This is a genomic window from Catellatospora sichuanensis, from assembly GCF_007483665.1.
In the GTDB taxonomy this organism is placed as follows: domain Bacteria; phylum Actinomycetota; class Actinomycetes; order Mycobacteriales; family Micromonosporaceae; genus Catellatospora; species Catellatospora sichuanensis.
On sequence record NZ_ML660189.1, the window covers coordinates 94,542 to 116,569 of the forward strand.

Here is a 22,028-nt window from a genome sequence, read left to right on the forward strand (position 1 = left end):
TTCGGCTGATCGAGAGATATCGATGGCGTGTCGCGCCCGGGCCAGGCGGTCGGGTACGCTCCGCGGGTGCAAGGGCAGCCGGCCAGGAACGTCCGGCCAGGAATGTAGTGGGTGGGGACATGCAGATCCGCGAGAAGCTCGTTGACTTTGTGGTCAACAATTACCTGTTCGGCGACTCGGCCCGGATGCCGAGCGACCACGAGTCGCTCGTGGACCAGGGCATCGTCGACTCGACCGGCGTCCTGGAGCTCGTGGAGTTCCTCGAGGAGCAGTTCGGCATCGAGGTGCTGGAGACCGAGACGGTCCCGGACAACCTGGGTTCGATCGCCAACCTGACGAAGTACGTCGAGGGCAAGAAGGTTGGCAGTGGCCTGGCGCGATGAGCGCTTGACCGCCGGCGACCAGCTGCTCGGCCAGGGGCGCCCGGACGATGTCGCCGTCGTGGACGGCCCCCACCGGTACACCTATCGCGACCTGCGCGCGGCGGTGGCCCGACTGATCGGTGCCCTGGACGCGCTCGGCCTGCCGGCCGGCTCGCGGGTCGCCGTGCTCGGACCCAACTCGTTCTTCTGGATCGCGGGCTACCTCGCCGCCATGAAGTCCGGCTGCGTCGCGGTGCCGGTGGCCGACAAGGCCACCCCGGAGGAGGCGCGCCGCAACCTGGGCCTGGTCGACGCGGCGGCGGCGTTCGTGGATCGCCGCGCGCTGCGCCGGTTCGGTCCTGTGCTCGAGGGCGTCGCGCTGATCACCGACGAGGCGCTGACCTCGACGGAGCCGGCGGACCTGCCCGCTCCGGCCGAGTGCGACCTGGATGCCGACGCCGCGCTGATGTTCACCTCCGGCACCACGTCGCGGCCCAAAGCGGTGCGGGTGACCCACCGCAACATCCTGGCCAACACCGACTCCATCGTCGGCTACCTCGGCCTTCGGGCTGACGACCGCGTGCTGGCGGTGCTGCCCTTCTACTACTGCTACGGCGCCTCGCTGCTGCACACGCACCTGCGCGTCGGCGGCCGGATCGTGCTGCAGCACTCGTTCGCCTTTCCCGAGACCGCACTGGATCTGCTGGAGCGGGAGGAGTGCACCGTCTTCGCCGGCGTCCCGTCGACCTTCCAGCTGCTGCTGCGTGCGGCCAGCTTCGCCAGCCGTGAGCTGCCGTCACTTCGCGTGATCCAGCAAGCCGGCGGGAAACTGGCGCCGGTGCTCGTGAACGAGCTGCTGGAGGCCAAGCACACGGCGCAGCTGTACGTCATGTACGGCCAGACCGAGGCGACGGCGCGCCTGTCCTACCTGCCATCGGAGCTGCTGCGCAGCAAGCCCGACTCGATCGGCCGGGGCATCCCGGGCGTGGAGCTGCGCGTGCTCGACGAGGCAGGCCACCCGGTCCGGCCGGGCGAGCAGGGCGAGATCTATGCCCGGGGCGAGAACATCTCCCCGGGTTACCTGGGGGCACCGGAAGAGTCGGCGGCCAAGTTCACCGCGTCGGGACTGCGCACCGGAGACCTCGCGACCGTCGACGAGGACGGCGACGTCTTCATCCTCGATCGCCGGGACGACTTCATCAAGTCGTGGGGCTACCGGATCTCCAGCCAGGAGGTCGAGGACTGCGCGCTGCGCATCGACCGGCTCACCTCGGCGGCCGCCGTCGGCGTGCCGGACCTGGCGGCCGGCGAGGCGGTCACCCTTTTCGTCGTGGCCCGGCCCGGTGCCGAGGTCACCCCGGAAGAGGTGCTCGCCGTCTGCCGCGAACACCTCGCCAAGCACATGGTGCCGGCCAGCGTGCTCGTGGTGGACGCCCTGCCGCTGACCGCCAGCGGCAAGGTGGCCAAGGCGCGCCTGGTGACGGCAGCCACCGACGGCACACCCACGGCATGACGAGCCGATGAGCGAGGGAACGCGATGACGAACACCGAAGTCGAGACCGCCGCGCCGCAGACAGCGCGTTCGCGTGGAGGTTGGCGCAGGCCCGGCCGGCTGATCGCGGTGGCAGCAGCCGCCGTGGTCCTCGCCGGATCCGGATTCCTGATTCTGAACGGAAAGGACGAGGCTGTGGCCACGGACGAAGTGACCGGTGGCGTCGCCGCCAAGGAAGTGACCGCGGCCGATCTGACGAAGGTGAGCCAGACCAGGGTCTTCTTCGGGCACCAGTCGGTCGGGTACAACGTGCTCGACGGCGTGGCCGCGGTATACGGTGCGCACAGCCTCACCGCCCCGCCGGTCGAGGAGCGCCGGGATGCGCCCACCGCGACGAGCGGTGTCGTGGTGCACGCGACCATCGGCGAGAACGGCAAACCGCTCGACAAGATCAAAGACTTCGACGCGCTGATCCGCGGCGGCGTCGGCGCCCAGGTCGACGTGGCGATGATGAAGCTCTGCTACATCGACATCGCGCCCGGCACCGACGTCGACGCGATCTTCGCGGCGTACCGCGACACCATCGCGGCGCTGGAGCGCGACTTCCCGAAGGTCACCTTCGTCAAGACCACCGTGCCGCTGACCACGCAGACGGGCCGGCTGTCGCAGCTCAAGCAGTGGGTCAAGGGCACTGCGGACAGCGACCTGCTGGGCCCGGCCGCGAACGCGACCCGGGAGCGGCTGAACCAGCTGATCCGCAAGGAGTACGGCGACGCCCATCTCTTCGACGTCGCCGCGGTGGAGTCCACCGCGCCGGGCGGCGACCGGGTCGGCGGCACCCACGGCGGGCAGCCGTACTTCACGCTCGCGGACGCGTTCGCCTCGGACGAGGGCCACCTCAACGGCGACGGCGCGCAGCGGGCGGCGACGGCCTGGCTCGCCGCCGTAGCGCAGGCGTCGTCGAAGTAACCGCGACTGTGAACGTCGGTACCGACATCGTCTCGGTCGCGCGGGTCGCGGCCCTCATGGACCGCAGCGGAGCGGCGTTCCTGCAACGCTGGTTCACGCCGGGCGAGGTCGCGTACTGCGTGGGCAAAGCGGTGCCGAGCCGGCACGTCGCGGCACGGCTGGCCGCGAAGGAGGCAGTGCTCAAGGCGCTGCCGTTCGCGTGGTCCGGCCCGGTGCCGTGGCGGATGGTCGAGGTCGTGAACGGCGGGCACGGAGCGCCGGGCATTCAGCTGTCCGGCGCCGTGCTGGCCGAAGCGGAGCAGGCCGGTGTCGTCGAGATCCGCATCTCGATGTCACATTGCGACGAGTACGCCACGGCCGTGGCCATGGTGACCTCGTCCGCACGACGGCCCACGCCGCAGCCGGCGGCGCGGGCCGAAGCCAGCCAGTCGGGCGCCCAGGTGCGCCCGCTCGAAGCGACAGGTGGTGCCGTGGTGGATCGCGGACAGGTCGAACAGGTCCTGGCCGAGTGGTCGGGCATGGGGGAGGCGGACGCCGACCCCGAGCTCGCGGCGCTGCGGCTGACGATCCTGTTCGAGGACGTGTTCGACGTGACGCTGACCGACGACGACATCGACCTGGCCGTGCTGAGTGACCCCGACGCCATGGTGCGGGTCCTCGGCCGCGCCCGTAGCGGAGCGTGAGCTGATGTGCGGGATGTGCGGCGTCGCCTCGTTCGACCAGACTCCTGACCGCGAGCTGCTGCTGGACATGATGCGGCGGCTGGTGCACCGCGGTCCGGACGGCTGCGGGTACTTCCAGGACGACCGCGTGGCGCTGGGGCACACCCGGCTCGCCATCGTGGACACGGCCGGCGGGGCACAGCCGATGAGCAACGCCGACGGCAGCCGGTGGGTGTCCTTCAACGGCGAGATCTTCAACTACGTCGAGCTCGCCGAGGAACTGCGCGGGCTGGGCCACACGTTCCGGACCTCGAGCGACACCGAAGTGATCGTGCACGCGTGGGAGGAGTGGGGCGAGGACTGCTTCCGCCGTTTCAACGGGCAGTGGGCGGTGGCCCTCTGGGACCGGCGGGCGCGGCGGCTGGTGCTGTCCCGGGACCGGGTCGGCGTCCGGCCGCTCTACTACGCCCGCACCCCGTCCGGCCTGCTGTTCGCCTCCGAGGTGAAAGCGCTGTTCGCCGATCCGCGCCTGCCGCGGGCCTTCGATCCGGCAGGTCTCGACGAGACGCTGACCTACTGGTCCACCGTCGCCCCGCGCACCGTGTTCCAGGGCATCGAGCAGCTGCCGCCGGGACACTACGCGGTGTACGACGAATCCGGGTTCCGCACCGTGCCGTACTGGCGCATCGAGTTCCCGGACCGGCAGCAGCCGCTGCCGGACCTGCACGAGACCACCGAGTTGCTGCGCGACAAGCTCGTGGAGGCCGCGCGGCTGCGTTTCCTGCGCAGCGACGTGCCGGTGGGCGCCTACCTGTCGGGCGGCCTCGACTCCTCGATCACGACGGCGGTCGTCGCCCGGTACACCAGGGCCCCACTGCACACGTTCTCGCTGCGGTTCTCCAGCGACGAGTTCGACGAGGGCGGCTACCAGAAGATCATGGCCGCGGCGCTGGGCACGCAGCACCACGACATCGTGGTGGGCCCGCGTGACATCGCCGACGTGTTCCCGGACGTGGTGCGGCACGCCGAGACCCCGTTGCTGCGCGCCGCCCCGGCGCCGCTCTACCTGCTGTCGAAGCTGGTACGCGACAACGGGTACAAGGTCGTCGTCACCGGCGAGGGCGCCGACGAGGTGTTCGCCGGCTACGACATCTTCCGGGAGGCCCGGGTGCGGCGCTTCTGGGCCGCCGACCCCGGCTCGGCCAAGCGGCACCGCGCCGCCGAGCTGCTGTACCCGTGGATGGTGCGCTCGCCCGGGCAGGCTCCCGCGTTCGCGCGCAGCTTCTTCGGCCGCAACCTGGACGCCACCGACCCGGCGCTGTCGCACCGGCCCCGCTGGGACGCGACCGCCGTGCTCAAGCGGATGCTGTCGCCGCAGCTGCAGGCGGCGATCGGCGACGCGGACCCAGCCGACCCGGCAGGGCTGGCAGGCGCGCTGCCCGACGGCAGCGAGCGCTGGGATCCGCTGGGCCGCGCGCAGTGGCTGGAGATGACCACGCTGCTGTCCGGTTACATCCTCGCGTCGCAGGGCGACCGGATGCTCATGGCGAACTCGGTCGAAGGCCGGTTCCCGTTCCTGGACGCCAACGTGCTGGAGTTCGCCGCCACGCTCCCGGCCCGGTACAAGCTCTTCGGGCTGGACGAGAAGCACCTGCTGAAGCGGGCCTTCGCCGATCTGGTGCCGGAGGAGATCCGCCGCCGCCCGAAGCAGCCCTACCGGGCACCGGACGCGGCGAGCTTCTTCGCCGCCGGCACCCCGGACTGGTTCGACGAGGTCACATCCGCGCGTGCGGTGGCCGACGCGGGCGTGTTCCAGCCCGCGCAGGTCGCGGGGCTGGTCGCCAAGTGCCGCCGCACCGGCGGCGAGCAGATGAGCAACACCGACAGCATGCGGCTCATGGCCGTGATCTCGACTCAACTCACCCACCGGCAGTTCATCGCAGGCGACGGCGGGGCTGCGGCCTCGCCGCTGCCTGAACTGCAGGTGGCAGTGGATATGACCCGCAGTGACAACGCGTACGACAACCACCATGGAGGCAACGCATGACCAGCTCGGCCACGGCGTTCGGGCCGGACAGCCTGCGGATCGACGCCGATCTGGAGATGGCCCGGATCTCGGCAACGCTGACCCAGTACCTGGCGAACACCAAGCGCCGGGGCATCATCGTCGCCCTGTCCGGTGGCATCGACTCCAGCGTCGTCGCGGCCGCCTGCGTCGCCGCCGTCGGCAAGGAGCGCGTGTTCGGCCTGCACATGCCGGAGCGCGACTCCTCGGACGACACGCTGGGACTCAGCCGCCTGGTAGCCGACAGCCTCGGCATCGAGTCGGTGCACGAGGACATCACCCCGCTGCTCGACGCGGCCGGCTGCTACCGGCGGCGCGACGACGCGATCCGGCTCGTCTGCCCCGAGTACGGCCCGGGGTACAAGTCGAAGATCGTGCTGCCCAGCGTGATCGACTCCGACAGCTTCCGGCTCTACTCGGTGGTGGTGCAGGCACCCGACGGAACGCAGAGCAAGCACCGCCTCACCACGGAGGCGTACCTCGGCATCGTCGCCGCGACGAACTTCAAGCAGCGGGTCCGCAAGATGATGGAGTACTACCACGGGGACCGGCTGAACTACGCGGTGTCGGGCACCCCGAACCGGCTCGAGTACGACCAGGGCTTCTTCGTGAAGCTCGGCGACGGCTCGGCCGACGTCAAGCCGATCGCGCACCTGTACAAGACGCAGGTCTACCAGCTCGCCGACCACCTCGGTGTGCCGGCCGACATCTCCGCCCGGCCGTCCACCACGGACACCTACTCGCTGCCGCAGTCGCAGGAGGAGTTCTACTTCTCGCTGCCGTACCAGCGGATGGACCTGTGCCTGTACGGCCTCAACAACGGCATCGCCGTCGACGAGGTGGCCGAGGCGACCGACCTGACGGCCGAGCAGGTGCTGCGGGTGTACCGGGACATCGAGCAGAAGCGGCGCACCTCGAACTACCTGCACCTGGCGCCGCGGCTCGCCGTGGACGTGCCGGAGATCAAGCACTGAGTTCGGCTGACGGGCACCCTCCCTCCGCAAGCTTCCCACCTGATACGACAGGGTGAGGCCTGAGACTGGACCAGTCGCGGAGGCAGGGTGCCCGCGCCCATGACCTGATTCCCGGCGGCGCGCATACCTGCGCCACGGGCGACGAGCAGTACGCGGTAGGTGGATCACCGCGTCCACGCCGGAGCGGACGTCGGCGGTAACGTCCCGCAGGTCCACCGCAGCGTGCTCACGCTCCGTGTCGATGATCGGAGTGTCGCCCAGCCGTCGGCAGGTAGGGCAGGCACCTGTCAGCCCTATCGGGAACTCGACATCTCCCGTGGCATTGCCGCTTCCCGTCGGTGGCAGCGGGTAGCGTGACATGCACGTCGTGCGGAAGATTCCTACGCTCCGTGATCGACGGCCGCCGCCGCCGTGCCGTTGCGGACGGCCGGCGTGGCCACGGCGCGTCGCCCACGAAGGAGCAGAGCCGGTGCCGACCACCGACACGCACGCCCGACCGCCCGGCGCATCGCCACCCCGGCACCGCGTGCCGTGGCGTGGAGCGCCGCAGGTCTACTGGCTCGTGGTCGCATGCGTCTCGGCAGTGGCCGCGCTGTACTGGGGCGCCGTCAACACCGAGGCCGGACAGGCGTACGAGGACGCGGTCCTGGAAGGTGCCGCCCAGGCGGCTGGTGGGCTCGCGGACACGCTGGCGCGCGCACTGCTGAAACTGACACCGCTGGTGGCATTCGGCGCACTGCTGGGAGCGGTGGTGGTCGGACGGCGTCGGCGCGGATGGGCCACGGTGGTCCTCGCGATCGGCATCGTCGTGGTGAGCGCCGGCATCGTCCAGCTGCTGAAGCTCACGCTGACCAGGCCGGTGCTGCTCGACGTCGGCGTACGCCGCGCGGACCAGAGCTTTCCCAGTGGCCACACCGCCCTGGCGCTGTCGGTGTACGCCGCGACGCTGCTGGCGATACCCGCCCGGCATCGCCGGACCGCGGGCGCGCTGGTCGGGCTGTGGGCCCTCGGCGTCTGCCTCGCGGTCGTGGCGGCGGACTGGCACCGCCCGAGTGACGTGCTCGCCGCAGCGCTGATCGTCGTCGCGGTGGCCGCACCGGCGTGCGCGCTGGCGGCCGAGCTCAACCCGGTTACGGACGGCCCTATGCCGGACGCGGGTCGCCGCGTGGCTCTCGTTGCGGGCGGCGTGCTCCCGGTCGCCGCGGCGTCACTGGTCCTGGTCGACGACGGCCCGTCCGCGCTGTCTCTGGGCCTGGCGGCGGTTCTGGTCTGGGGCACCTGGACCCTGCTCGCCCTGTGGTGGCTGAACCGACGCGGCTAGGCGTAGCTGTCGAGCGGAGTCTGCGATTCACGCGCCTCGACGTAGGCGCGTCTGCCGCCGGCGGTGGGCTCGTCCTCGGCGAGGATCTGCACCACGGAAAGGTCCTGCGGAAGGACCCGGACCGGAAGCCGTGCCCCGGCCGCGTACCGCTCCAACTGTCGGGCCGGCAGCCGGAAGATCCGGTAGATCCGGTGGCCCGCGGCGACACCGACGCCCTCGAATTCCAGCAGCATCGCGACCTGGACCAGGCCGTGCTGAGGGTCGGACTCGAACACCACGCTGTCGTGGACACGCGCATGTCCGGACACCGCGTTGCGGACGAATCGGCGCTCGCGCAGCTTGACCGCGACGGCAGCACCCGCGCCGAGGACCAATGACGCGATCACCGCAAACAGACCGCCGGTCGAGCCTTGCACGTATGCCAGCCAGCCGACCGCGCCGAACACCGCCAGGACACCGGCGATGATGAGCCACCCGAGGGTCTTTTTCTGCACGAGCGGAGAGGCTAGCGGACAGACCACTTCCGGAGAAGACCCGGAACGCCTGCGCGACCAGCTCACGTGGAAGCTCCCAGCCCAGACATCCGTGCACGCTATGCGCAAGGTAGGCGCATTGTTGCGCCACTACCCGAAGATGTGGGCGTGGAGGCAGCGCTGGTAGCTCTCATCGCGGTAGCGGGAACGCTTTTGGGGTCGGTAGTGGCCCATCTTCTTCAACGCAGGCAGATGAACTGGCGCGATGCCGTCGAGGCAACTGGGCGGTTGCGAGACTTGCACTTGAATACGTACAGCTCGCTTGCAGAGGCCGCAACAGCGTTCCGAGGTGCGCAGATTCAGCGGTGGCTGGCCGGCGAGAGGCATGGCAAGGACAGCGATCAGTACGCGAGCGCCAAGGCCGAGGCGTTTCGCGTCCGGGTGGCAGCGCGGGGTGCGATGTTCAAAGTGAGGATGGTTGCTCTCGATGAAGAAGTGGCGAGGCTGGCTGCCGAGCTAGTCGATCATGCCTCGTTCATCCATGACGCCGATAGTCGCGAGGATCTCCAGCTGAGGGCGGACCGGTCCCGGCAGGTTCACGATGACTTCATCTCGGCGGCTGCCCGGCAGATCGCCGCCTTCTCGCAGGCAGGTTCGGAAGGCGGGAGCACAGCCCGATGGTGATCCGCCGCGGGACAACTTCGGCAGGTATTCGGCAGAGGCAACGCTCACCTGCCCCGGTCAGGCCTTGACCAGGATCTCCGTTCTGATCGTGTACAACAGCTGCGCACTGTCGTCCTTGGGCCGACCGCCGTAAAAGACGGCGATGCCGAAGCTGCCATAGTCCATCCATCCGCAGGCCACGGCGTCACGGCCACCCTTGTCGTAAATGTCGGCGCACTTGAGCACGCCACCGCGCGGGCGCGCGTCGTACGCCTGCGCGTTCCTGAGCACCCCGTCGCCCACCATGGCCATGACCTTGTCCAGTTCGCTTTCCGGGTCGAGGACGAGCGCGGTGACGACCACGAGGAAGACCACCTTCTTCTCGGCCTTCGGGTCGTCCAACTTGACCCCGATCGCGTCCGCGTACTCCCCCCTCTCGGCGTGGATGTCGTCGATCAATTCCTGCTCCAACGCCTGCAACTGCGGGCTGGTGTCCTTGCGCAAGCCCGCGACTTCCGCGCCGAGCACGGCACGCACCGGGTACTGGTCGCGGATCGGTTCGGTGACGACGGTGAGCACCCCACAGCAGCCCAGGCTCAGCACGGTGAGGACGGCGAGCACCCACGGCCACCGCCGTCGGCGTCCTACACCGACGGCGGTGGGCAGGGCGGCGACGTTCGCCGTACGGCCATGGCCGGACCATGGGCTGAACGGTGGCTGGGGTGGGGTGCCGGGTGGGATCACGCGCGGCACTGTATCGGTCGGCGGCCGGAGCTGGTTGATGCCTGGAATATGGGCGGTCAGGGGCATCCGTCCGGTGGTGTCGGGCCGCGCGGCGGTGAGCACGACGACCTCGGCCCGCCGCGGTGGCCGCCAGATAGGCGGAGCGTCCGGCTGGAGCCTGCTCGTGGCTGACGAGCCCACCCGCCTGGTAGCAGCGGCGCGGAGTGCTATCGGTGGACGTAGACGCGCACGCCGTAGCCTGCACGGTCCTGGCCGTACACCCACCACTCCGGCGGCGTCGTGGTCAGCACGTCAATGTGGGACAGCATGACCTGCACGGGTTCCCGCCCGCCCAGGTCGTGCGGTACCTCCAGCACATCACCGGCCCGAGGGTCCGGGTGGTCGGCGGGCAATTCATAGGTGAATTCTGCGCTCACAGACTTCCCTTACCCGCAATAGCCAAGGTCTGACAGGTGTTGCCGACTTTTCCTGTGCTCGACATAAGCCTGTATCCGGGCTGCCGATCCCCGCTTTCAACTTCAGCGCGAAAGGTTGCTTCGCGGCGACGGCTCGGTCGACTTCGGCCCTCTGCCCAGCCCAAACGCGCCCAAGCGCCGATACGAGCGGCCAGCGGCGAGCTACCTGCACGAGGTGCTCGCTGCCGCGCCTTCGACCCGTGACCTAGGGTGGCGAACGGGACTCCCGTAGAGGCAACGTCAGGGCGGACCTGCCGGGTCTGCCGGGGTCAGAGGATCCGTAGGCGCTCGTTGGCCTGGCCTGTCAAGTCCGCGATGAGCTCGAAATCCTTGTCCAGGTGAAGCAGGACATGGCCGGCGCGTTCCGCCGCGGCGGCGATGAGCAGGTCCGGAATGCCTGGTGCGCGGTGCAGGCCACGATCGGCGAGCTGTAGCTGAACATCTACTGCCCGCTGCTCCATGGCCGGGGTCAGGTACTCGACGGGCATCAGCGACAGCGGTGGTCGGCCGGAGGCTGTGCGAAGGTCACGAGCGGAGCGGGCGGAGAACCCTACCTCCAGGAGTGTGACAGTGGTGATGTGGACCGATCCTCGGCCGATGCGATCGGCCCACTCGGCAGCGTCGGGGCTGGCCGATAGCCGAACAAGCGCGGATTTGTCGATCAACCAGGTCATTGCCACGCCTGCTGCATGATCTCCTCGTCAGCCAGATCGGCGAAGCTGTTCTCGAACCTGGTCAAATCTTCGATCGAGACGGCGCCAGGCTTGTGGGCGGCCTGGGTGAGCGTCCGCCGCAGGTATTCGCTTCGTGACAGGCCGAGCCGTCCGGCGTTGCTGTCGAGGGCAGCGACAATCTCATCGGGGACATCACGGATGAGAAGGTCAGTCATGATCACTCCCAGCTTGCACGGCGGTGATATCTAATGATATCACCGCCGACGTCGGCGGATCGACCTCGCTGATGGAACCTGCTTGGGCTGCTGCCGACTGCCGTCCGCGCTCGTCGCCGCCGCCGACGCTTCGTAGTCGAACTCCAGCTCGCACGCATCGCCCGGCCCGGCTCAGGCCCGGCGACGGAAGTCCGCCGGAGCTGACCGCGATGGCGTCGTGGCGCGTCGGGTACGAGTAGTGCTTCTTGTCGTAGCGATATGTACGAAAGTCGATAATCTGTCTTAGCGGATCAGCCAGTGGGCGGGAAGCCGCTTCGCGGCCGGCTGCGAGCTGTGGCGGAGTAGGACGAGAGTTCCGCAGCTCAATGGCCTTCGAGTGCTCATCGATAAATTCCGACATCAGCCGAAAATCGTGTAAAAGGTGCCCCCGGCAGGATTCGAACCTGCGCCCCCGCCTCCGGAGGGCGGTGCTCTATCCCCTGAGCTACGGGGGCTCAGCGACCGACAAAGAGTAGCAGGTCCCCCTCACGGCATCGAATCGGTATCCGGGTCGGCTGTTCGGCCGATGGCGTGTCGTGTCGATCATCGGTTTGCGGGCGTTCAATCCGATGCCTGCCGACACAGGTCCAGGCGAGGATGTGGCAGTTGACCCACCTGTCCATCCCCTCGGAGGAACATCCATGCGCCTCGTGCGGCCTCTTCTCACCGCGGCGATCGCTGCGCTGGCCAGCGTTGCCTTCGCCGGTCCGGCGCACGCGGACACGACCGTGCCGCTGAACCAGACCAAGGCCGGCAAGACGGTCCTGGCCGATTCGTTCACCCCGCAGCTGTGCGACGACGAGCGGTTCGCTCCCCGCGCCGCGGACGAGGACGGCTGGCACTTCATCCTGCCGGGCACCGGGGGCGAGTTCGTCAAGATCACATTGACGTTCAAGGACCTGGGCGGCAACACCGTCGTCGTCGAGATTCCGGACGCGGACGACAACCCTTACAAGAACGACTTCTACCAGGCGGGTGACGACGGCAAGCACGCGTACCTGTTCACACCGGCCGGCTGGACGCTGACCGCGGGTTCGGCGGTCGTGACCAACAGCCCGGACTTCTTCACCCTGAGCCACACCTGCGGTGGCACGCCCGACACCAGCACGCCGACTCCCGGCGGGACGCCTACGCCGGGTGGCGGGACGCCGACGCCGGGCACGTCCACGGGCACCCCTGGCCTGACGCCCTCGCCGTCGGATGGGCCGGGTCTCCCGGTGACCGGCGCTGCCGTGACGGTCACCGCCATCGTGGGCCTGGCGCTGGTCGTCGGCGGGGCAGGGACGCTGTTCCTGGTGCGCCGACGCCGCGATCTGCCGACCGAGGTCTGATCGCCGGCTCGGCCTGACGCCGACGCGCAGGTACGAGAAGGCCCCGCCGGAACTCCGGCGGGGCCTTCTCGCGTGTACACCTCAACGTTTGGCGAGGGTCGCCTGCAGCTGCTGCATCTCGGAGATCTCCAGCGACTGACGGGCCTTCATGCCCTTGGCGAGCCAGAGCACGTCGGGGTCGTCGGTCTGGGTCAGCACGGCGTCGACCATGTGCACGCCACCCAGGTGATGCTTGATCATCATCTCCAGGAACAGGCGGTCGACGTCCTTGCCGGTGGCGTTCTCCAGCGCGGTCATCTCCTGCGGCGTGGCCATGCCGGGCATCAGGTTGCCGTTGGTCAGGGCCTTGTCGCCGTCGGGCATCCAGGCCATCGGCCTGGCGTCCGAGTTGATGTTGAGACCCCAGTCCCGCAGCCACTGGCCCATGATGCCGATCTGGGCCTGCTGGGTCAGCGCGATGTCCTCGCCGAGGGTACGCACCTCGTGTGCGTTGCCCTTCTTCGTGGCGATCATGCCCATGGCGACGGCCTGGGCGTGGTGGGTCGTCATGTCGCGCGCGAAGCCGGCAGCGGCCGAGTCGTCGGCCGGGGTGCCGGGCGCGGCCAGGCGGGTCACGCCGAAACCGATGGCGAGCCCGACCAGCAGCGCGAGCGCCACGGAGAGGGCCAGCCCTCGCGTGCTGAACCGAGGGCTGTTCCCCACGTCCGTCATGTCGCTCCTGTCAGCCCTGCTGCTGCTGTTGCTGGAGCGCGGCTGCCTGCTCCTCGGTCAGCGGCTTGTCGCCGGTGGCGGTGTTGCCGCCCTGGCACGTCGCACCCGGTTCCTGGGTGGCGTTGACGCGCAGCGCACCGATGAAGTCGTCGATCCGGGAGTCGCTCGCGGTGTCCACCTTGAGCTGGTACGACCACGCCTGCAGCGAGATCGGCTTGTCCAGGTTCTCGACCGGGCTCATCATCATCATTTCCTTGCCCTGGACCTTGGCGGCGAGTTCGGCCACCTGGTCGGCGGGCAGGTCCTTGCGGTACGTGATCCAGACCGCGCCGTGCTCGAGGCTGTGCACCGCGTGCTCGTTCGGGATGGGTGCGTCGTACACGTTGCCGATGCACTGCTGCCACACGTAGCTGTGGGTGCCGCCGACCGGTGGGGTCAGCTCGTACTTCTCCTGGTTGTACGTGTGGTTGCTCTTGAGTTCCGTCGTCACGTGGGTGATGCCGTCGATGGCGCCGGCGCGCGTCTCCCAGTCGTAGCCTGCGCCGCCCGGCTTGAACGCCGCCCAGGCGCCCCAGCCGATGATGCCGACCGCGATCAGACCGACGGCGGCGAACATGGCGATGGGTCCCCAGTTGCGGCCCTGGTTGACCTTGATTGGCGTGATCGGCTTGCGGGGGCCGCCGCCCTTGCCACCCTTGGCGGGCGGGGTCTTGCCGCCGGTGGTGGATTTCGTGCCGGGCTTGGCGCCGGCCGCGGGCTTGCCGCCGACCTTCACAACATTGGGGCGGTGCTGCTCCCCGCCTTGCGTGCTGATGCTCATCGTGGTGTCCGTCACATCGAGGGGTGGGCGCGCCCGCCGTGCGGTGGGACGCAGAGGGCCGAAGTCTACCCGGTTAGCATGGCCGGGTGACTCCCGCGAATATCGCCGATGCCGTCCTGACCGCCGCAAAAGCCGTCTTCACGGCCCGCGGCCTCGATCTGGCGGCCCTGCCGGCGGCGGCGACGGTGGAGCGCCCGCGCAACCCGGAGCACGGGGATTACGCCACCAACCTGGCTCTTCAGGTCGCCAAGAAGGTCGGCGCCAACCCGCGTGAGCTGGCCGCGGGCCTGGCCGAAGAACTCAGCAAATTCACAGGGATCGCTGCGGTGGAGATCGCCGGGCCGGGCTTCCTCAACATCCGGGTGGACACGGCGGCCGCCGGGGAGCTGGCCCGCCTGGTCGTCACCCAGGGGCCGGCGTACGGGCACGGCACTGCGCTGGCCGGGCTGCGGCTGAACCTGGAGTTCGTCTCGGCGAACCCGACCGGCCCGATCCACCTGGGCGGGGTGCGCTGGGCCGCGGTCGGCGACGCGCTGGCGCGGCTGCTCAAGGCGGCGGGCGCGGAGGTCACCACTGAGTACTACTTCAACGACGCCGGTGCGCAGATCGACCGGTTCGCCAAGTCGCTGCAGGCCGCGGCCCGGGGCGAGGCGACGCCGGAGGACGGCTACGGCGGCGCGTACATCGCGGAGATCGCCGAGGCGGTCCGGGCGAAGCACCCGGGGGCCGACGACCTGGAGACGTTCCGGGTCGAGGGCGTCGAGCTGATGTTCGCGCAGATCAAGTCCTCGCTGAACGAGTTCGGCACGCACTTCGACGTGTACTTCAACGAGAAGGACCTGCACGCCAAGGGCGAGCTGGACCTGGCCCTGGAACGGCTGCGGGCGCAGGGCCACCTGTACGAGGCCGACGGCGCGACCTGGCTGCGCACCACCGACTTCGGCGACGACAAGGACCGGGTGCTGCGCAAGAGCGACGGCGACTGGACCTACTTCGCCGCCGACTGCGCCTACTACCTCGACAAGCGGGACCGGGGCGCGGACAAGATCGTCATCATGCTGGGCGCCGACCACCACGGTTACGTGGGCCGGATGCGCGCCATGTCGGCCTGCTTCGGCGACGACCCGGACGTCAACCTGGAGATCCTCATCGGCCAGCTGGTCAGCCTGGTCCGCGACGGCCAGCCGGTGCGCATGAGCAAGCGCGCGGGCACCGTGGTGACCATGGAGGACCTGGTCGAGGCGATCGGCGTGGACGCCTCCCGCTACGCGCTGGCCCGCTACAGCAGCGACTCCCCGATCGACATCGACGTGGACCTGTGGACGCGCGCGACCCGCGACAACCCGGTCTACTACGTGCAGTACGTCGCCGCTCGCACCGCGAGCGTGTCCCGCAACGCCGCCGACCTCGGGCTGACCCGCGACACCGCGGAGTTCGACCCGGCGCTGCTGGGGCACCCCAAGGAGCTGGAGCTGCTCAAGGCGCTGGGCGACTACCCGACCGTGGTCAAGAGCGCGGCGGAGCTGCGCGAGCCGCACCGGGTGGCCCGCTACCTGGAGGACCTGGCGGGCGACTACCACCGCTTCTACGACGAGCCGGCGTGCCGCGTGCTGCCGCACGGCGACAACCCGATCGAGCCCGGCAACGTCGCCCGGCTCTGGCTCAACGACGCGACCCGCACCGTCATCGCCAACGGCCTCGGCCTGCTCGGCGTGACCGCCCCTGAACGGATGTGACCTTCCCGCATGAGAGCCCATGAGGCAGGTGCCCTGCACGGCGACTTCGGGCACCAGGGACCTTCCTGGCTGCGTACGCCCGCTGACGTGAACGAGCTGATGACGCCGCTGTGGCCCCGCACGGTGCGCAAGGACGAGGCGGGTGTGCTGCGCGTCGGCGGCCTGGACGTGACCTCGCTGGCGCAGGAGTTCGGCACCCCGGCGTACCTGCTCGACGAGGAGGACTTCCGGGCCCGCTGCCGCGACTTCAAGCAGGGCTTCGCGGGGGCGGACGTGTACTACGCGGGCAAGGCGTTCCTGTGCCGGGCGATCGTGCGCATCCTGGTCGAGGAGGAGATGAACCTCGACGTGTGCAGCGGCGGCGAGCTGGCCACCGCGCTGGCGGCGGGCATGGACCCGACCCGGCTCGCGCTGCACGGCAACAACAAGTCGGTACGCGAGCTGACCCGCGCCGTCCAGGCGGGCGTGGGCCGCATCGTGGTCGACTCGTTCGACGAGATCGAGCGCCTGTCCGCGATCGCCCGGGAGCACGGGGTACGCCCGCGGGTCATGATCCGGGTGACCGTGGGCGTGGAGGCGCACACCCACGAGTTCATCGCGACCGCGCACGAGGACCAGAAGTTCGGGTTCTCGCTGGCGGGCGGCAAGGCGTTCGAGGCGGCAAAGCGCATCCTGACCGAGGACACGCTGGAGCTGCGCGGCCTGCACTCGCACATCGGCTCGCAGATCTTCGACACGTCGGGCTTCGAGGTCAGCGCGCGCCGGGTGCTCACCCTGCAGGAGCGCATCCGCACCGAGCTGGGCGCCGAGCTGCCCGAGCTGGACCTCGGCGGCGGCTTCGGCATCGCGTACACCAGCCAGGACACGCCCTCGCCCGCCGGTGAACTCGCCGAGCGGATGTTCAAGATCGTGGCGGACGAGTGCCGGGGCCTGGGCATCGCCGAGCCCCACCTGTCCGTGGAGCCGGGGCGGGCCATCGTCGGCCCGTCCACCTTCACGCTGTACGAGGTCGGCACGGTGAAGCCGCTCGACGGGCTGCGCACCTACGTGAGCGTGGACGGCGGCATGAGCGACAACATCCGTACCGCGCTGTACGACGCGTCGTACTCGGCGACGCTGGCGTCGCGTGCGTCACAGGCCGAGCCGATTCTTGCCCGCGTGGTGGGAAAACATTGTGAGGCGGGGGACGTGGTGGTGAAGGATGAATTCCTGCCCGCTGACGTCCGGCCCGGAGATCTTATTGCGGTGCCGGGAACCGGCGCCTACTGCCGGAGCATGGCCAGTAATTACAACCACGTGCCGCGGCCGCCCGTCGTGGCGGTGCGGGACGGGCAGGCACGGGTGATCGTGCGCAGGGAGACCGAGGACGATCTCCTGGCGTTGGACGTGGGGTAGGGCGCGATCTCCGCCCCTGCCATGTTGAGCGTTACGGGAGACGAAGTGGCTGACTCGGTCAAGGTGGCGTTGCTGGGATGCGGCGCCGTCGGCTCGGAGGTCGTACGCCTGCTGCACGAGCAGGCCGACGACCTGACGGCGCGTATCGGCGCACCCGTCGAACTGGTCGGCATCGCCGTCCGCCGGGCGGGCCGTGACCGCAGCGACCTGCCGGTCAGCACGGACCTGTTCACCACGGACGCTCTCGGCCTGGTCAAGCGGGACGACGTGGACGTGGTCATCGAGGTGGTGGGCGGCATCGAGCCCGCCCGCACCTGGCTCGTCGAGGCGCTGCGCGCGGGCAAGAGCGTGATCACCGGCAACAAGGCGCTGCTGGCCGAGGACGGCGGCAGCCTGCACGACGCCGCCGCCGAGGGCGGCGCGGACCTGTACTACGAGGCGTCGGTGGCGGGCGCGATCCCGCTGCTGCGCCCGCTGCGCGAGTCCCTGCACGGGGACCGCATCACCCAGGTCACCGGCATCGTGAACGGCACCACGAACTTCATCCTCTCCGCGATGGACGCCACCGGCGCGGGCTTCTCCGAGGCCCTCGAAGAGGCGACCGCGCTGGGCTACGCCGAGGCGGACCCGACCGCCGACGTCGAGGGCTTCGACGCCGCCGCGAAGGCCGCGATCCTGGCCAGCCTGGCCTTCCATACCCGGGTGAAGGCCGAGGACGTATACCGCGAGGGCATCACCGAGGTCAGCGCGGCCGACGTGGCCAGTGCGAAGGCCATGGGCTGCACGATCAAGCTGCTGTGCATCGCGGGCCGCACCGCCGACGGCGGCGTCAGCGTCCGGGTGCACCCCGCGATGATCCCGCGCACCCACCCGCTGGCGGGCGTCGGCGAGGCGTTCAACGCGGTGTTCGTCGAGGCCGAGGCCGCCGGGCAGCTGATGTTCTACGGCCGTGGTGCGGGCGGCGCGCCCACCGCGAGCGCCGTGCTCGGCGACCTGGTCGCCGTGGGCCGCAACCGCCTGGCCGGGGTACGCGCCGCCAGCGAGTCCTCCTACGCCGACCTCGCCGTCCACCCGATGGGCGACGTCCGCACCCGCTACCACGTCTCGCTGGACGTGGCCGACCGCGCCGGCGTGCTGGCCGCGGTGGCCGGTGTCTTTGCCCGCCACGACGTCTCCATCGCCACCGTCAACCAGTCGGGCCGCGGCAACGACGCCAGCCTTGTCATCGTCACCCACTCCGCCCCCGACAGCGCCCTCGCCGCCACCGTCGCCGAACTCCGCACCCTCGACTTCGTCCGCGCCGTGGCCTCCGTCCTCCGCGTGGAGTTCTGACGCGGCTGCCGCAGGCAGGCCGCGCGCGTCGATCATGAACTTGTGGACGTGTCCGACGGCGTGTCACCACCCTGGGACCGTGATCAACCTCTAGGTTGGCGCGGGCCCGGCGGTGGCGGCGCGTGAAGGGGTGGATGCCCTTGGGATCGACGTCCCGGAGGGTGGAACCTGAGTGGTGATGGCGGCGTCGAGCGGGCAAGGTACTCGATGACACTCGGTAAGGAGGCCAGCATGTGGCGTGGGTTGATCGAGCAGTACCGGGACCGGCTGCCGGTGACGGACAAGACGCCCGTGATCACGCTGCACGAGGGCAACACGCCGCTGGTGCCCGCGCCGGTGCTGTCCGACCGCACCGGGTGTGACGTCTACCTGAAGGTCGAGGGCGCCAACCCGACCGGCTCCTTCAAGGACCGGGGCATGACGGTGGCCGTCTCCACCGCCGTCGAGCACGGCGCGAAGGCGATCATCTGCGCCTCGACCGGCAACACCTCCGCCAGCGCCGCGGCGTACGCCGCCCGCGCCGGCATCACCTGCGCGGTGCTCGTGCCACAGGGCAAGATCGCGCTGGGCAAGCTGGCCCAGGCGCTCGTGCACGGTGCGAAGCTGCTGCAGGTCAGCGGCAACTTCGACGACTGCCTGGCGATGGCGGGCAAGCTCTCCCAGGACTATCCGGTGGCGCTGGTCAACTCGGTGAACATCGACCGGCTGCACGGGCAGAAGACCGCCGCGTTCGAGATCGTCGACGCGCTGGGCGACGCGCCGGACATCCACTGCCTGCCGGTCGGCAACGCGGGCAACATCAGCGCGTACTGGATGGGCTACCAGGAGGACGTCGCGGCGGGCAACGCCACGAAGGCCCCGAAGATGTACGGCTTCCAGGCCGCCGGTTCCGCCCCGATCGTCAACGGGGCGGTGGTGGCCAACCCGTCCACGATCGCCACCGCGATCCGGATCGGCAACCCCGCCTCGTGGACCAAGGCCCTGGACGCGCGTGACGCCTCGGGCGGTCTCATCGACGCCGTCACCGACCGCGAGATCCTCTCGGCGTACCGGCTGCTCGCCCGCGAGGTCGGCGTCTTCGTCGAGCTGGGTTCGGCGGCCAGCGTGGCGGGCCTGCTGCAGGCGTGCGCGGCCGGCAAGGTGCCGCACGGCTCGCGCATCGTCTGCACGGTGACCGGCCACGGCCTCAAGGACCCGGAGTGGGCCATCTCCACCGCGCCCGCCCCGACCACGATCGGCAACGACCCGCTCGCCGCGGCCCGCGAACTCGGCCTCGCCTGACCGACGCCGACCGCCCCCGGCGCAGCTGCAGCTTCGGGGAAAGTGCACCTTCCGTTCGCGACGACGATGCAGTTTCCCCGAAACTGCAAACCCCGACGGGGCGCACGTCACAGCGTGCCCGGGGTTCGTGAGATCGCTCTCAGGTGTACGGTGCGTACGTGCTCAGGGTCCTTACGCGTAGCGCCGACTTCCGCCGCCTGTTCCTCGCCGAGGTCATCGTCTTCGGGGCGGACTGGTTCGTCATGGTTCCGCTGCTGGTGCTGCTCAACAGGGAGACGGGTCAGGGGCTCTGGGGCGGGCTGGCGCTGGCCGTGGAGACCGGCACGGTCGCGCTGCTGCTGCCGTACGCGGGCACCATCGCCGACCGGTTCAACCGCAAGCACATCCTGATCGCCTCCAACCTCTCGGCGCTGGTCGCCGTCGGCGGCCTGTTCCTGGTGCGCGGCCCCGGCGCGGGCCCGATCGCGCTGGTGGCGCTGGGCGCGCTCGCCGCGGCGAAGGCGTTCTACACCCCGGCGGCCAACGCGGCCGTGCCGAACCTCGTCGACCCCGCCGACATGGGCCCGGCGATGGCCGTCAACGGCACCGCGTGGGGCACCATGACCGTGGTCGCCTCGTCGCTGGGCGGCCTGGTCACCGAGTGGCTGTCCCCGTACGCCTGCTTCGGCCTGGTCGCGGTGAGCCTGGTGACCTCGGCGCTGCTGACCTCGGGGATCAAGCGGCCGACCCAGGACACGCTGCCGGCGGTGTCCCGCCCGGCGTTCGCGGCGATCCGCGAGGCGATGGGCTACCTGCGCCGGGAGCCGCGGCTGCTGGCCCTGGTCACCGTGAAGTCGGCGGTGGGCACCGGCAACGGCCTGCTGGCCACGTTCCCGCTGATCGCAGCGACGTTCGGGATGGGTGCACGGGGGCTGGGCCTGATGTTCGCGGTGCGCGGCCTGGGCAGTGTGGTCGGCCCGTTCCTGTTCCGGGCGGCGCTGGCCCGGCCGCACTGGCTGTTCCCGGCGCTGGCGCTGTCCATGTCCACCTACGGCCTGGTCTACGTCGGGGTGGCCGCGGCGGGCTGGTTCCCGCTGGTGCTGGCGGGCATCTTCCTGGCGCACGCGGCCGGCGGCGGCAACTGGGTGATGTCGAACTACGCGATCGCCCAGGAGGTGCCCGACGAGCTGCGGGGCCGGGTCAACGCCACCGACACGATGATCGCCATGCTCGCGGTGACCGCCTCGCAGTTGGTCGTGGGCGCGTTCGTGGACTCGGTGGACTGGCGGGTGCTGGTCGCCTGCTGCGGCGTCACCACGCTGTCCTACGCCGTGGGCTGGTTCCTGGTCACCCGGCGCATCCCGGTCCAGGCCCCGGTGGCCGCGCTCGCCGACTGACCGGGCTTGACACTCACTGCTAGCTTAGTGATATCACTTCGATAGTAGAGGGAGTCGCCATGCAGCGTAAGGCGTTCCGGGTCTCCGGGTTCATCATGATCGTCGTCAGCCTGCTGGTGCTGGCCGCCATGATCGCGGTCATCGCTGCCAACGTCGGCGTGCCGGACGCCGACGACGCCGTCGCCGCCATCGCCCCCGCCGTCGCGGTCGGCACGCTGCTGCTCGTGCTGATCGCGACCGGCTTCATCGTGATCAGCCCGAACGACGCCCGGGTGATCCAGTTCTTCGGCAAGTACGTCGGCACCATCGGCGAGCCGGGCTTCCACTGGACCTGGCCGCTGACCGGGAAGTCGAAGATCTCCAAGCGGATCCGCAACTTCGAGTCCAACCGGCTGAAGGTCTCCGACGCCGACGGCAACCCGGTCGAGATCGCCGCGGTCGTGGTGTGGCGGGTCGTGGACACCTACGCCGCCAAGTTCGCCGTGGACGACTTCGTGCACTTCGTCGAGGTGCAGGCCGAGACCGCGGTGCGGCACCTGGCCACCAGCTACCCGTACGAGGCGCACGCCAGCGGCCGGACCAGCCTGCGCGACAGCGCCGCCGCCAGCGAGGAGCTCACCGCCGAGCTGCGCGAGCGGGTCATCCTCGGCGGCGTGGAGGTGGTCGAGTCGCGGATCACCCATCTCGCCTATGCTGCGGAGATCGCGCAGGCGATGCTGGCCCGCCAGCAGGCGCAGGCCATCGTCGCGGCGCGGTCCACCATCGTGGAGGGCGCGGTCGGCATGGTCTCCAGTGCGCTGGAGCAGCTGCGCGAGCAGGGCGTCGTCGACCTGGACGAGGAGCGTAAGGCGCACATGGTGTCGAACCTGCTGGTGGTGCTCTGCGGCGACCGCAACGCGCAGCCTGTCGTCAACACGGGCTCCCTCTACTGAGGACGC

General features: G+C 69.9%; 23 protein-coding genes and 1 tRNA gene. 15 read left to right on the forward strand and 9 right to left on the reverse strand.

Features of this window, described 5'->3' with window-relative positions:
• Positions 1–119: 119 nt before the first annotated feature.
• The 7 genes from FLL47_RS10755 (at position 120) to FLL47_RS10780 (ending at position 7,845) form a co-directional block, all read left to right on the forward strand.
• The gene (locus FLL47_RS10755) at positions 120–383 is read left to right on the forward strand and encodes an acyl carrier protein (protein WP_144120330.1); all 264 of its coding nucleotides are present in this window, start codon (positions 120–122) and stop codon (positions 381–383) included.
• Positions 367–1,875 carry a class I adenylate-forming enzyme family protein gene (locus FLL47_RS10760; RefSeq protein WP_222106034.1) on the forward strand — a complete coding sequence of 503 codons (1,509 nt, stop codon included), beginning with the start codon at positions 367–369 and terminating at the stop codon, positions 1,873–1,875. The genes FLL47_RS10755 and FLL47_RS10760 overlap by 17 nt, the downstream gene beginning before the upstream one ends.
• Before the next feature lie 24 nt (positions 1,876–1,899).
• Entirely contained in the window at positions 1,900–2,823 is a 924-nt protein-coding gene (locus tag FLL47_RS42805) for a hypothetical protein (protein WP_186315654.1), read from the forward strand.
• A gap of 8 nt (positions 2,824–2,831) precedes the next feature.
• Positions 2,832–3,506 carry a holo-ACP synthase gene (gene acpS, locus FLL47_RS42810; RefSeq protein ID WP_186315655.1) on the forward strand — a complete coding sequence of 225 codons (675 nt, stop codon included), beginning with the start codon at positions 2,832–2,834 and terminating at the stop codon, positions 3,504–3,506.
• 4 nt (positions 3,507–3,510) lie between these two features.
• A complete protein-coding gene (gene asnB / locus FLL47_RS10770; protein ID WP_144120331.1) occupies positions 3,511–5,532 on the forward strand; it encodes an asparagine synthase (glutamine-hydrolyzing) in 2,022 nt (673 codons plus the stop codon).
• Complete coding sequence (gene nadE / locus FLL47_RS10775; protein ID WP_144120332.1) at positions 5,529–6,524, forward strand: NAD(+) synthase; 996 nt, start codon at positions 5,529–5,531, stop codon at positions 6,522–6,524. The genes asnB and nadE overlap by 4 nt, the downstream gene beginning before the upstream one ends.
• A 469-nt stretch (positions 6,525–6,993) precedes the next feature.
• On the forward strand, positions 6,994–7,845 hold the full coding sequence (locus tag FLL47_RS10780; protein WP_186315656.1) for a phosphatase PAP2 family protein: 852 nt from the start codon (positions 6,994–6,996) through the stop codon (positions 7,843–7,845).
• On the opposite strand, the gene FLL47_RS10785 is transcribed toward FLL47_RS10780, so the two are convergent.
• The gene (locus FLL47_RS10785) at positions 7,842–8,339 is read right to left on the reverse strand and encodes a hypothetical protein (RefSeq protein WP_144120334.1); all 498 of its coding nucleotides are present in this window, start codon (positions 8,337–8,339) and stop codon (positions 7,842–7,844) included. The genes FLL47_RS10780 and FLL47_RS10785 overlap by 4 nt on opposite strands.
• 147 nt (positions 8,340–8,486) lie before the next feature.
• On the opposite strand from FLL47_RS10785, the gene FLL47_RS10790 reads away from it, so the two are divergent.
• Positions 8,487–9,002: a hypothetical protein gene (locus FLL47_RS10790; RefSeq protein ID WP_144120335.1), complete on the forward strand. Its 516-nt coding sequence runs from the start codon at positions 8,487–8,489 to the stop codon at positions 9,000–9,002.
• Positions 9,003–9,059: 57 nt separating this feature from the next.
• Here the strand turns inward: FLL47_RS10790 and FLL47_RS10795 are convergent, their stop codons facing one another.
• The 6 genes from FLL47_RS10795 to FLL47_RS10820 form a co-directional block, all read right to left on the reverse strand.
• A complete protein-coding gene (locus tag FLL47_RS10795) occupies positions 9,060–9,827 on the reverse strand; it encodes a hypothetical protein (RefSeq protein WP_144120336.1) in 768 nt (255 codons plus the stop codon).
• A 104-nt stretch (positions 9,828–9,931) separates the two neighbouring features.
• Positions 9,932–10,141 carry a hypothetical protein gene (locus tag FLL47_RS10800; protein WP_144120337.1) on the reverse strand — a complete coding sequence of 70 codons (210 nt, stop codon included), beginning with the start codon at positions 10,139–10,141 and terminating at the stop codon, positions 9,932–9,934.
• 308 nt (positions 10,142–10,449) lie between these two features.
• Positions 10,450–10,854 carry a PIN domain nuclease gene (locus FLL47_RS10805; protein ID WP_144120338.1) on the reverse strand — a complete coding sequence of 135 codons (405 nt, stop codon included), beginning with the start codon at positions 10,852–10,854 and terminating at the stop codon, positions 10,450–10,452.
• Positions 10,851–11,069 carry a type II toxin-antitoxin system VapB family antitoxin gene (gene vapB / locus FLL47_RS10810; RefSeq protein WP_144120339.1) on the reverse strand — a complete coding sequence of 73 codons (219 nt, stop codon included), beginning with the start codon at positions 11,067–11,069 and terminating at the stop codon, positions 10,851–10,853. The genes FLL47_RS10805 and vapB overlap by 4 nt, the downstream gene beginning before the upstream one ends.
• Positions 11,062–11,469 (reverse strand): hypothetical protein, encoded by a 408-nt coding sequence (locus FLL47_RS10815; RefSeq protein ID WP_144120340.1) that lies wholly within the window; start codon positions 11,467–11,469, stop codon positions 11,062–11,064. Before FLL47_RS10815 ends, vapB begins: the two co-directional genes overlap by 8 nt.
• 22 nt (positions 11,470–11,491) lie before the next feature.
• Positions 11,492–11,563 (reverse strand) — tRNA-Arg (locus FLL47_RS10820).
• A 186-nt stretch (positions 11,564–11,749) separates the two neighbouring features.
• On the opposite strand from FLL47_RS10820, the gene FLL47_RS10825 reads away from it, so the two are divergent.
• A complete protein-coding gene (locus FLL47_RS10825) occupies positions 11,750–12,439 on the forward strand; it encodes an LPXTG cell wall anchor domain-containing protein (RefSeq protein ID WP_144120341.1) in 690 nt (229 codons plus the stop codon).
• Between the two features lie 81 nt (positions 12,440–12,520).
• Here FLL47_RS10825 and FLL47_RS10830 read toward each other — a convergent pair whose 3' ends face one another.
• Together FLL47_RS10830 and FLL47_RS10835 are read right to left on the reverse strand one after the other, a co-directional pair.
• On the reverse strand, positions 12,521–13,150 hold the full coding sequence (locus FLL47_RS10830; RefSeq protein WP_144120342.1) for a DUF305 domain-containing protein: 630 nt from the start codon (positions 13,148–13,150) through the stop codon (positions 12,521–12,523).
• A 10-nt stretch (positions 13,151–13,160) separates the two neighbouring features.
• Positions 13,161–13,970 (reverse strand): thioredoxin-like domain-containing protein, encoded by an 810-nt coding sequence (locus FLL47_RS10835; protein WP_144120343.1) that lies wholly within the window; start codon positions 13,968–13,970, stop codon positions 13,161–13,163.
• 86 nt (positions 13,971–14,056) lie between these two features.
• Between FLL47_RS10835 and argS the strand changes: the two genes are divergently transcribed.
• The 6 genes from argS (at position 14,057) to FLL47_RS10865 (ending at position 22,022) form a co-directional block, all read left to right on the forward strand.
• Positions 14,057–15,706, forward strand: coding sequence for an arginine--tRNA ligase (argS, locus tag FLL47_RS10840; protein ID WP_144120344.1), 1,650 nt, complete (start codon positions 14,057–14,059; stop codon positions 15,704–15,706).
• Between the two features lie 9 nt (positions 15,707–15,715).
• Positions 15,716–17,101, forward strand: a complete 1,386-nt coding sequence (gene lysA / locus FLL47_RS10845; RefSeq protein WP_144120345.1) for a diaminopimelate decarboxylase — start codon at positions 15,716–15,718, stop codon at positions 17,099–17,101.
• 45 nt (positions 17,102–17,146) lie between these two features.
• Positions 17,147–18,433 (forward strand): homoserine dehydrogenase, encoded by a 1,287-nt coding sequence (locus tag FLL47_RS10850; protein ID WP_144120346.1) that lies wholly within the window; start codon positions 17,147–17,149, stop codon positions 18,431–18,433.
• 231 nt (positions 18,434–18,664) lie between these two features.
• The gene (gene thrC / locus FLL47_RS10855) at positions 18,665–19,714 is read left to right on the forward strand and encodes a threonine synthase (RefSeq protein WP_144120347.1); all 1,050 of its coding nucleotides are present in this window, start codon (positions 18,665–18,667) and stop codon (positions 19,712–19,714) included.
• A 158-nt stretch (positions 19,715–19,872) separates the two neighbouring features.
• Positions 19,873–21,090, forward strand: a complete 1,218-nt coding sequence (locus tag FLL47_RS10860) for an MFS transporter (RefSeq protein ID WP_144120348.1) — start codon at positions 19,873–19,875, stop codon at positions 21,088–21,090.
• A 59-nt stretch (positions 21,091–21,149) separates the two neighbouring features.
• On the forward strand, positions 21,150–22,022 hold the full coding sequence (locus FLL47_RS10865) for an SPFH domain-containing protein (protein ID WP_144120349.1): 873 nt from the start codon (positions 21,150–21,152) through the stop codon (positions 22,020–22,022).
• The last annotated feature ends 6 nt before the right edge of the window (positions 22,023–22,028 follow it).

Bases quoted from the DNA above. Each gene is read 5' to 3' on its own strand.
- FLL47_RS10755 (WP_144120330.1), top strand. From the start codon at position 120: ATGCAGATCCGCGAGAAGCTCGTTGACTTTGTGGTCAACAATTACCTG.
- FLL47_RS42805 (WP_186315654.1), top strand. From the start codon at position 1,900: ATGACGAACACCGAAGTCGAGACCGCCGCGCCGCAGACAGCGCGTTCG.
- asnB (WP_144120331.1), top strand. From the start codon at position 3,511: ATGTGCGGGATGTGCGGCGTCGCCTCGTTCGACCAGACTCCTGACCGC.
- nadE (WP_144120332.1), top strand. From the start codon at position 5,529: ATGACCAGCTCGGCCACGGCGTTCGGGCCGGACAGCCTGCGGATCGAC.
- FLL47_RS10805 (WP_144120338.1), bottom strand. From the start codon at position 10,854: ATGACCTGGTTGATCGACAAATCCGCGCTTGTTCGGCTATCGGCCAGC.
- vapB (WP_144120339.1), bottom strand. From the start codon at position 11,069: ATGACTGACCTTCTCATCCGTGATGTCCCCGATGAGATTGTCGCTGCC.
- FLL47_RS10815 (WP_144120340.1), bottom strand. From the start codon at position 11,469: ATGTCGGAATTTATCGATGAGCACTCGAAGGCCATTGAGCTGCGGAAC.
- FLL47_RS10825 (WP_144120341.1), top strand. From the start codon at position 11,750: ATGCGCCTCGTGCGGCCTCTTCTCACCGCGGCGATCGCTGCGCTGGCC.
- FLL47_RS10830 (WP_144120342.1), bottom strand. From the start codon at position 13,150: ATGACGGACGTGGGGAACAGCCCTCGGTTCAGCACGCGAGGGCTGGCC.
- FLL47_RS10835 (WP_144120343.1), bottom strand. From the start codon at position 13,970: ATGAGCATCAGCACGCAAGGCGGGGAGCAGCACCGCCCCAATGTTGTG.
- lysA (WP_144120345.1), top strand. From the start codon at position 15,716: ATGAGAGCCCATGAGGCAGGTGCCCTGCACGGCGACTTCGGGCACCAG.
- thrC (WP_144120347.1), top strand. From the start codon at position 18,665: ATGTGGCGTGGGTTGATCGAGCAGTACCGGGACCGGCTGCCGGTGACG.
- FLL47_RS10865 (WP_144120349.1), top strand. From the start codon at position 21,150: ATGCAGCGTAAGGCGTTCCGGGTCTCCGGGTTCATCATGATCGTCGTC.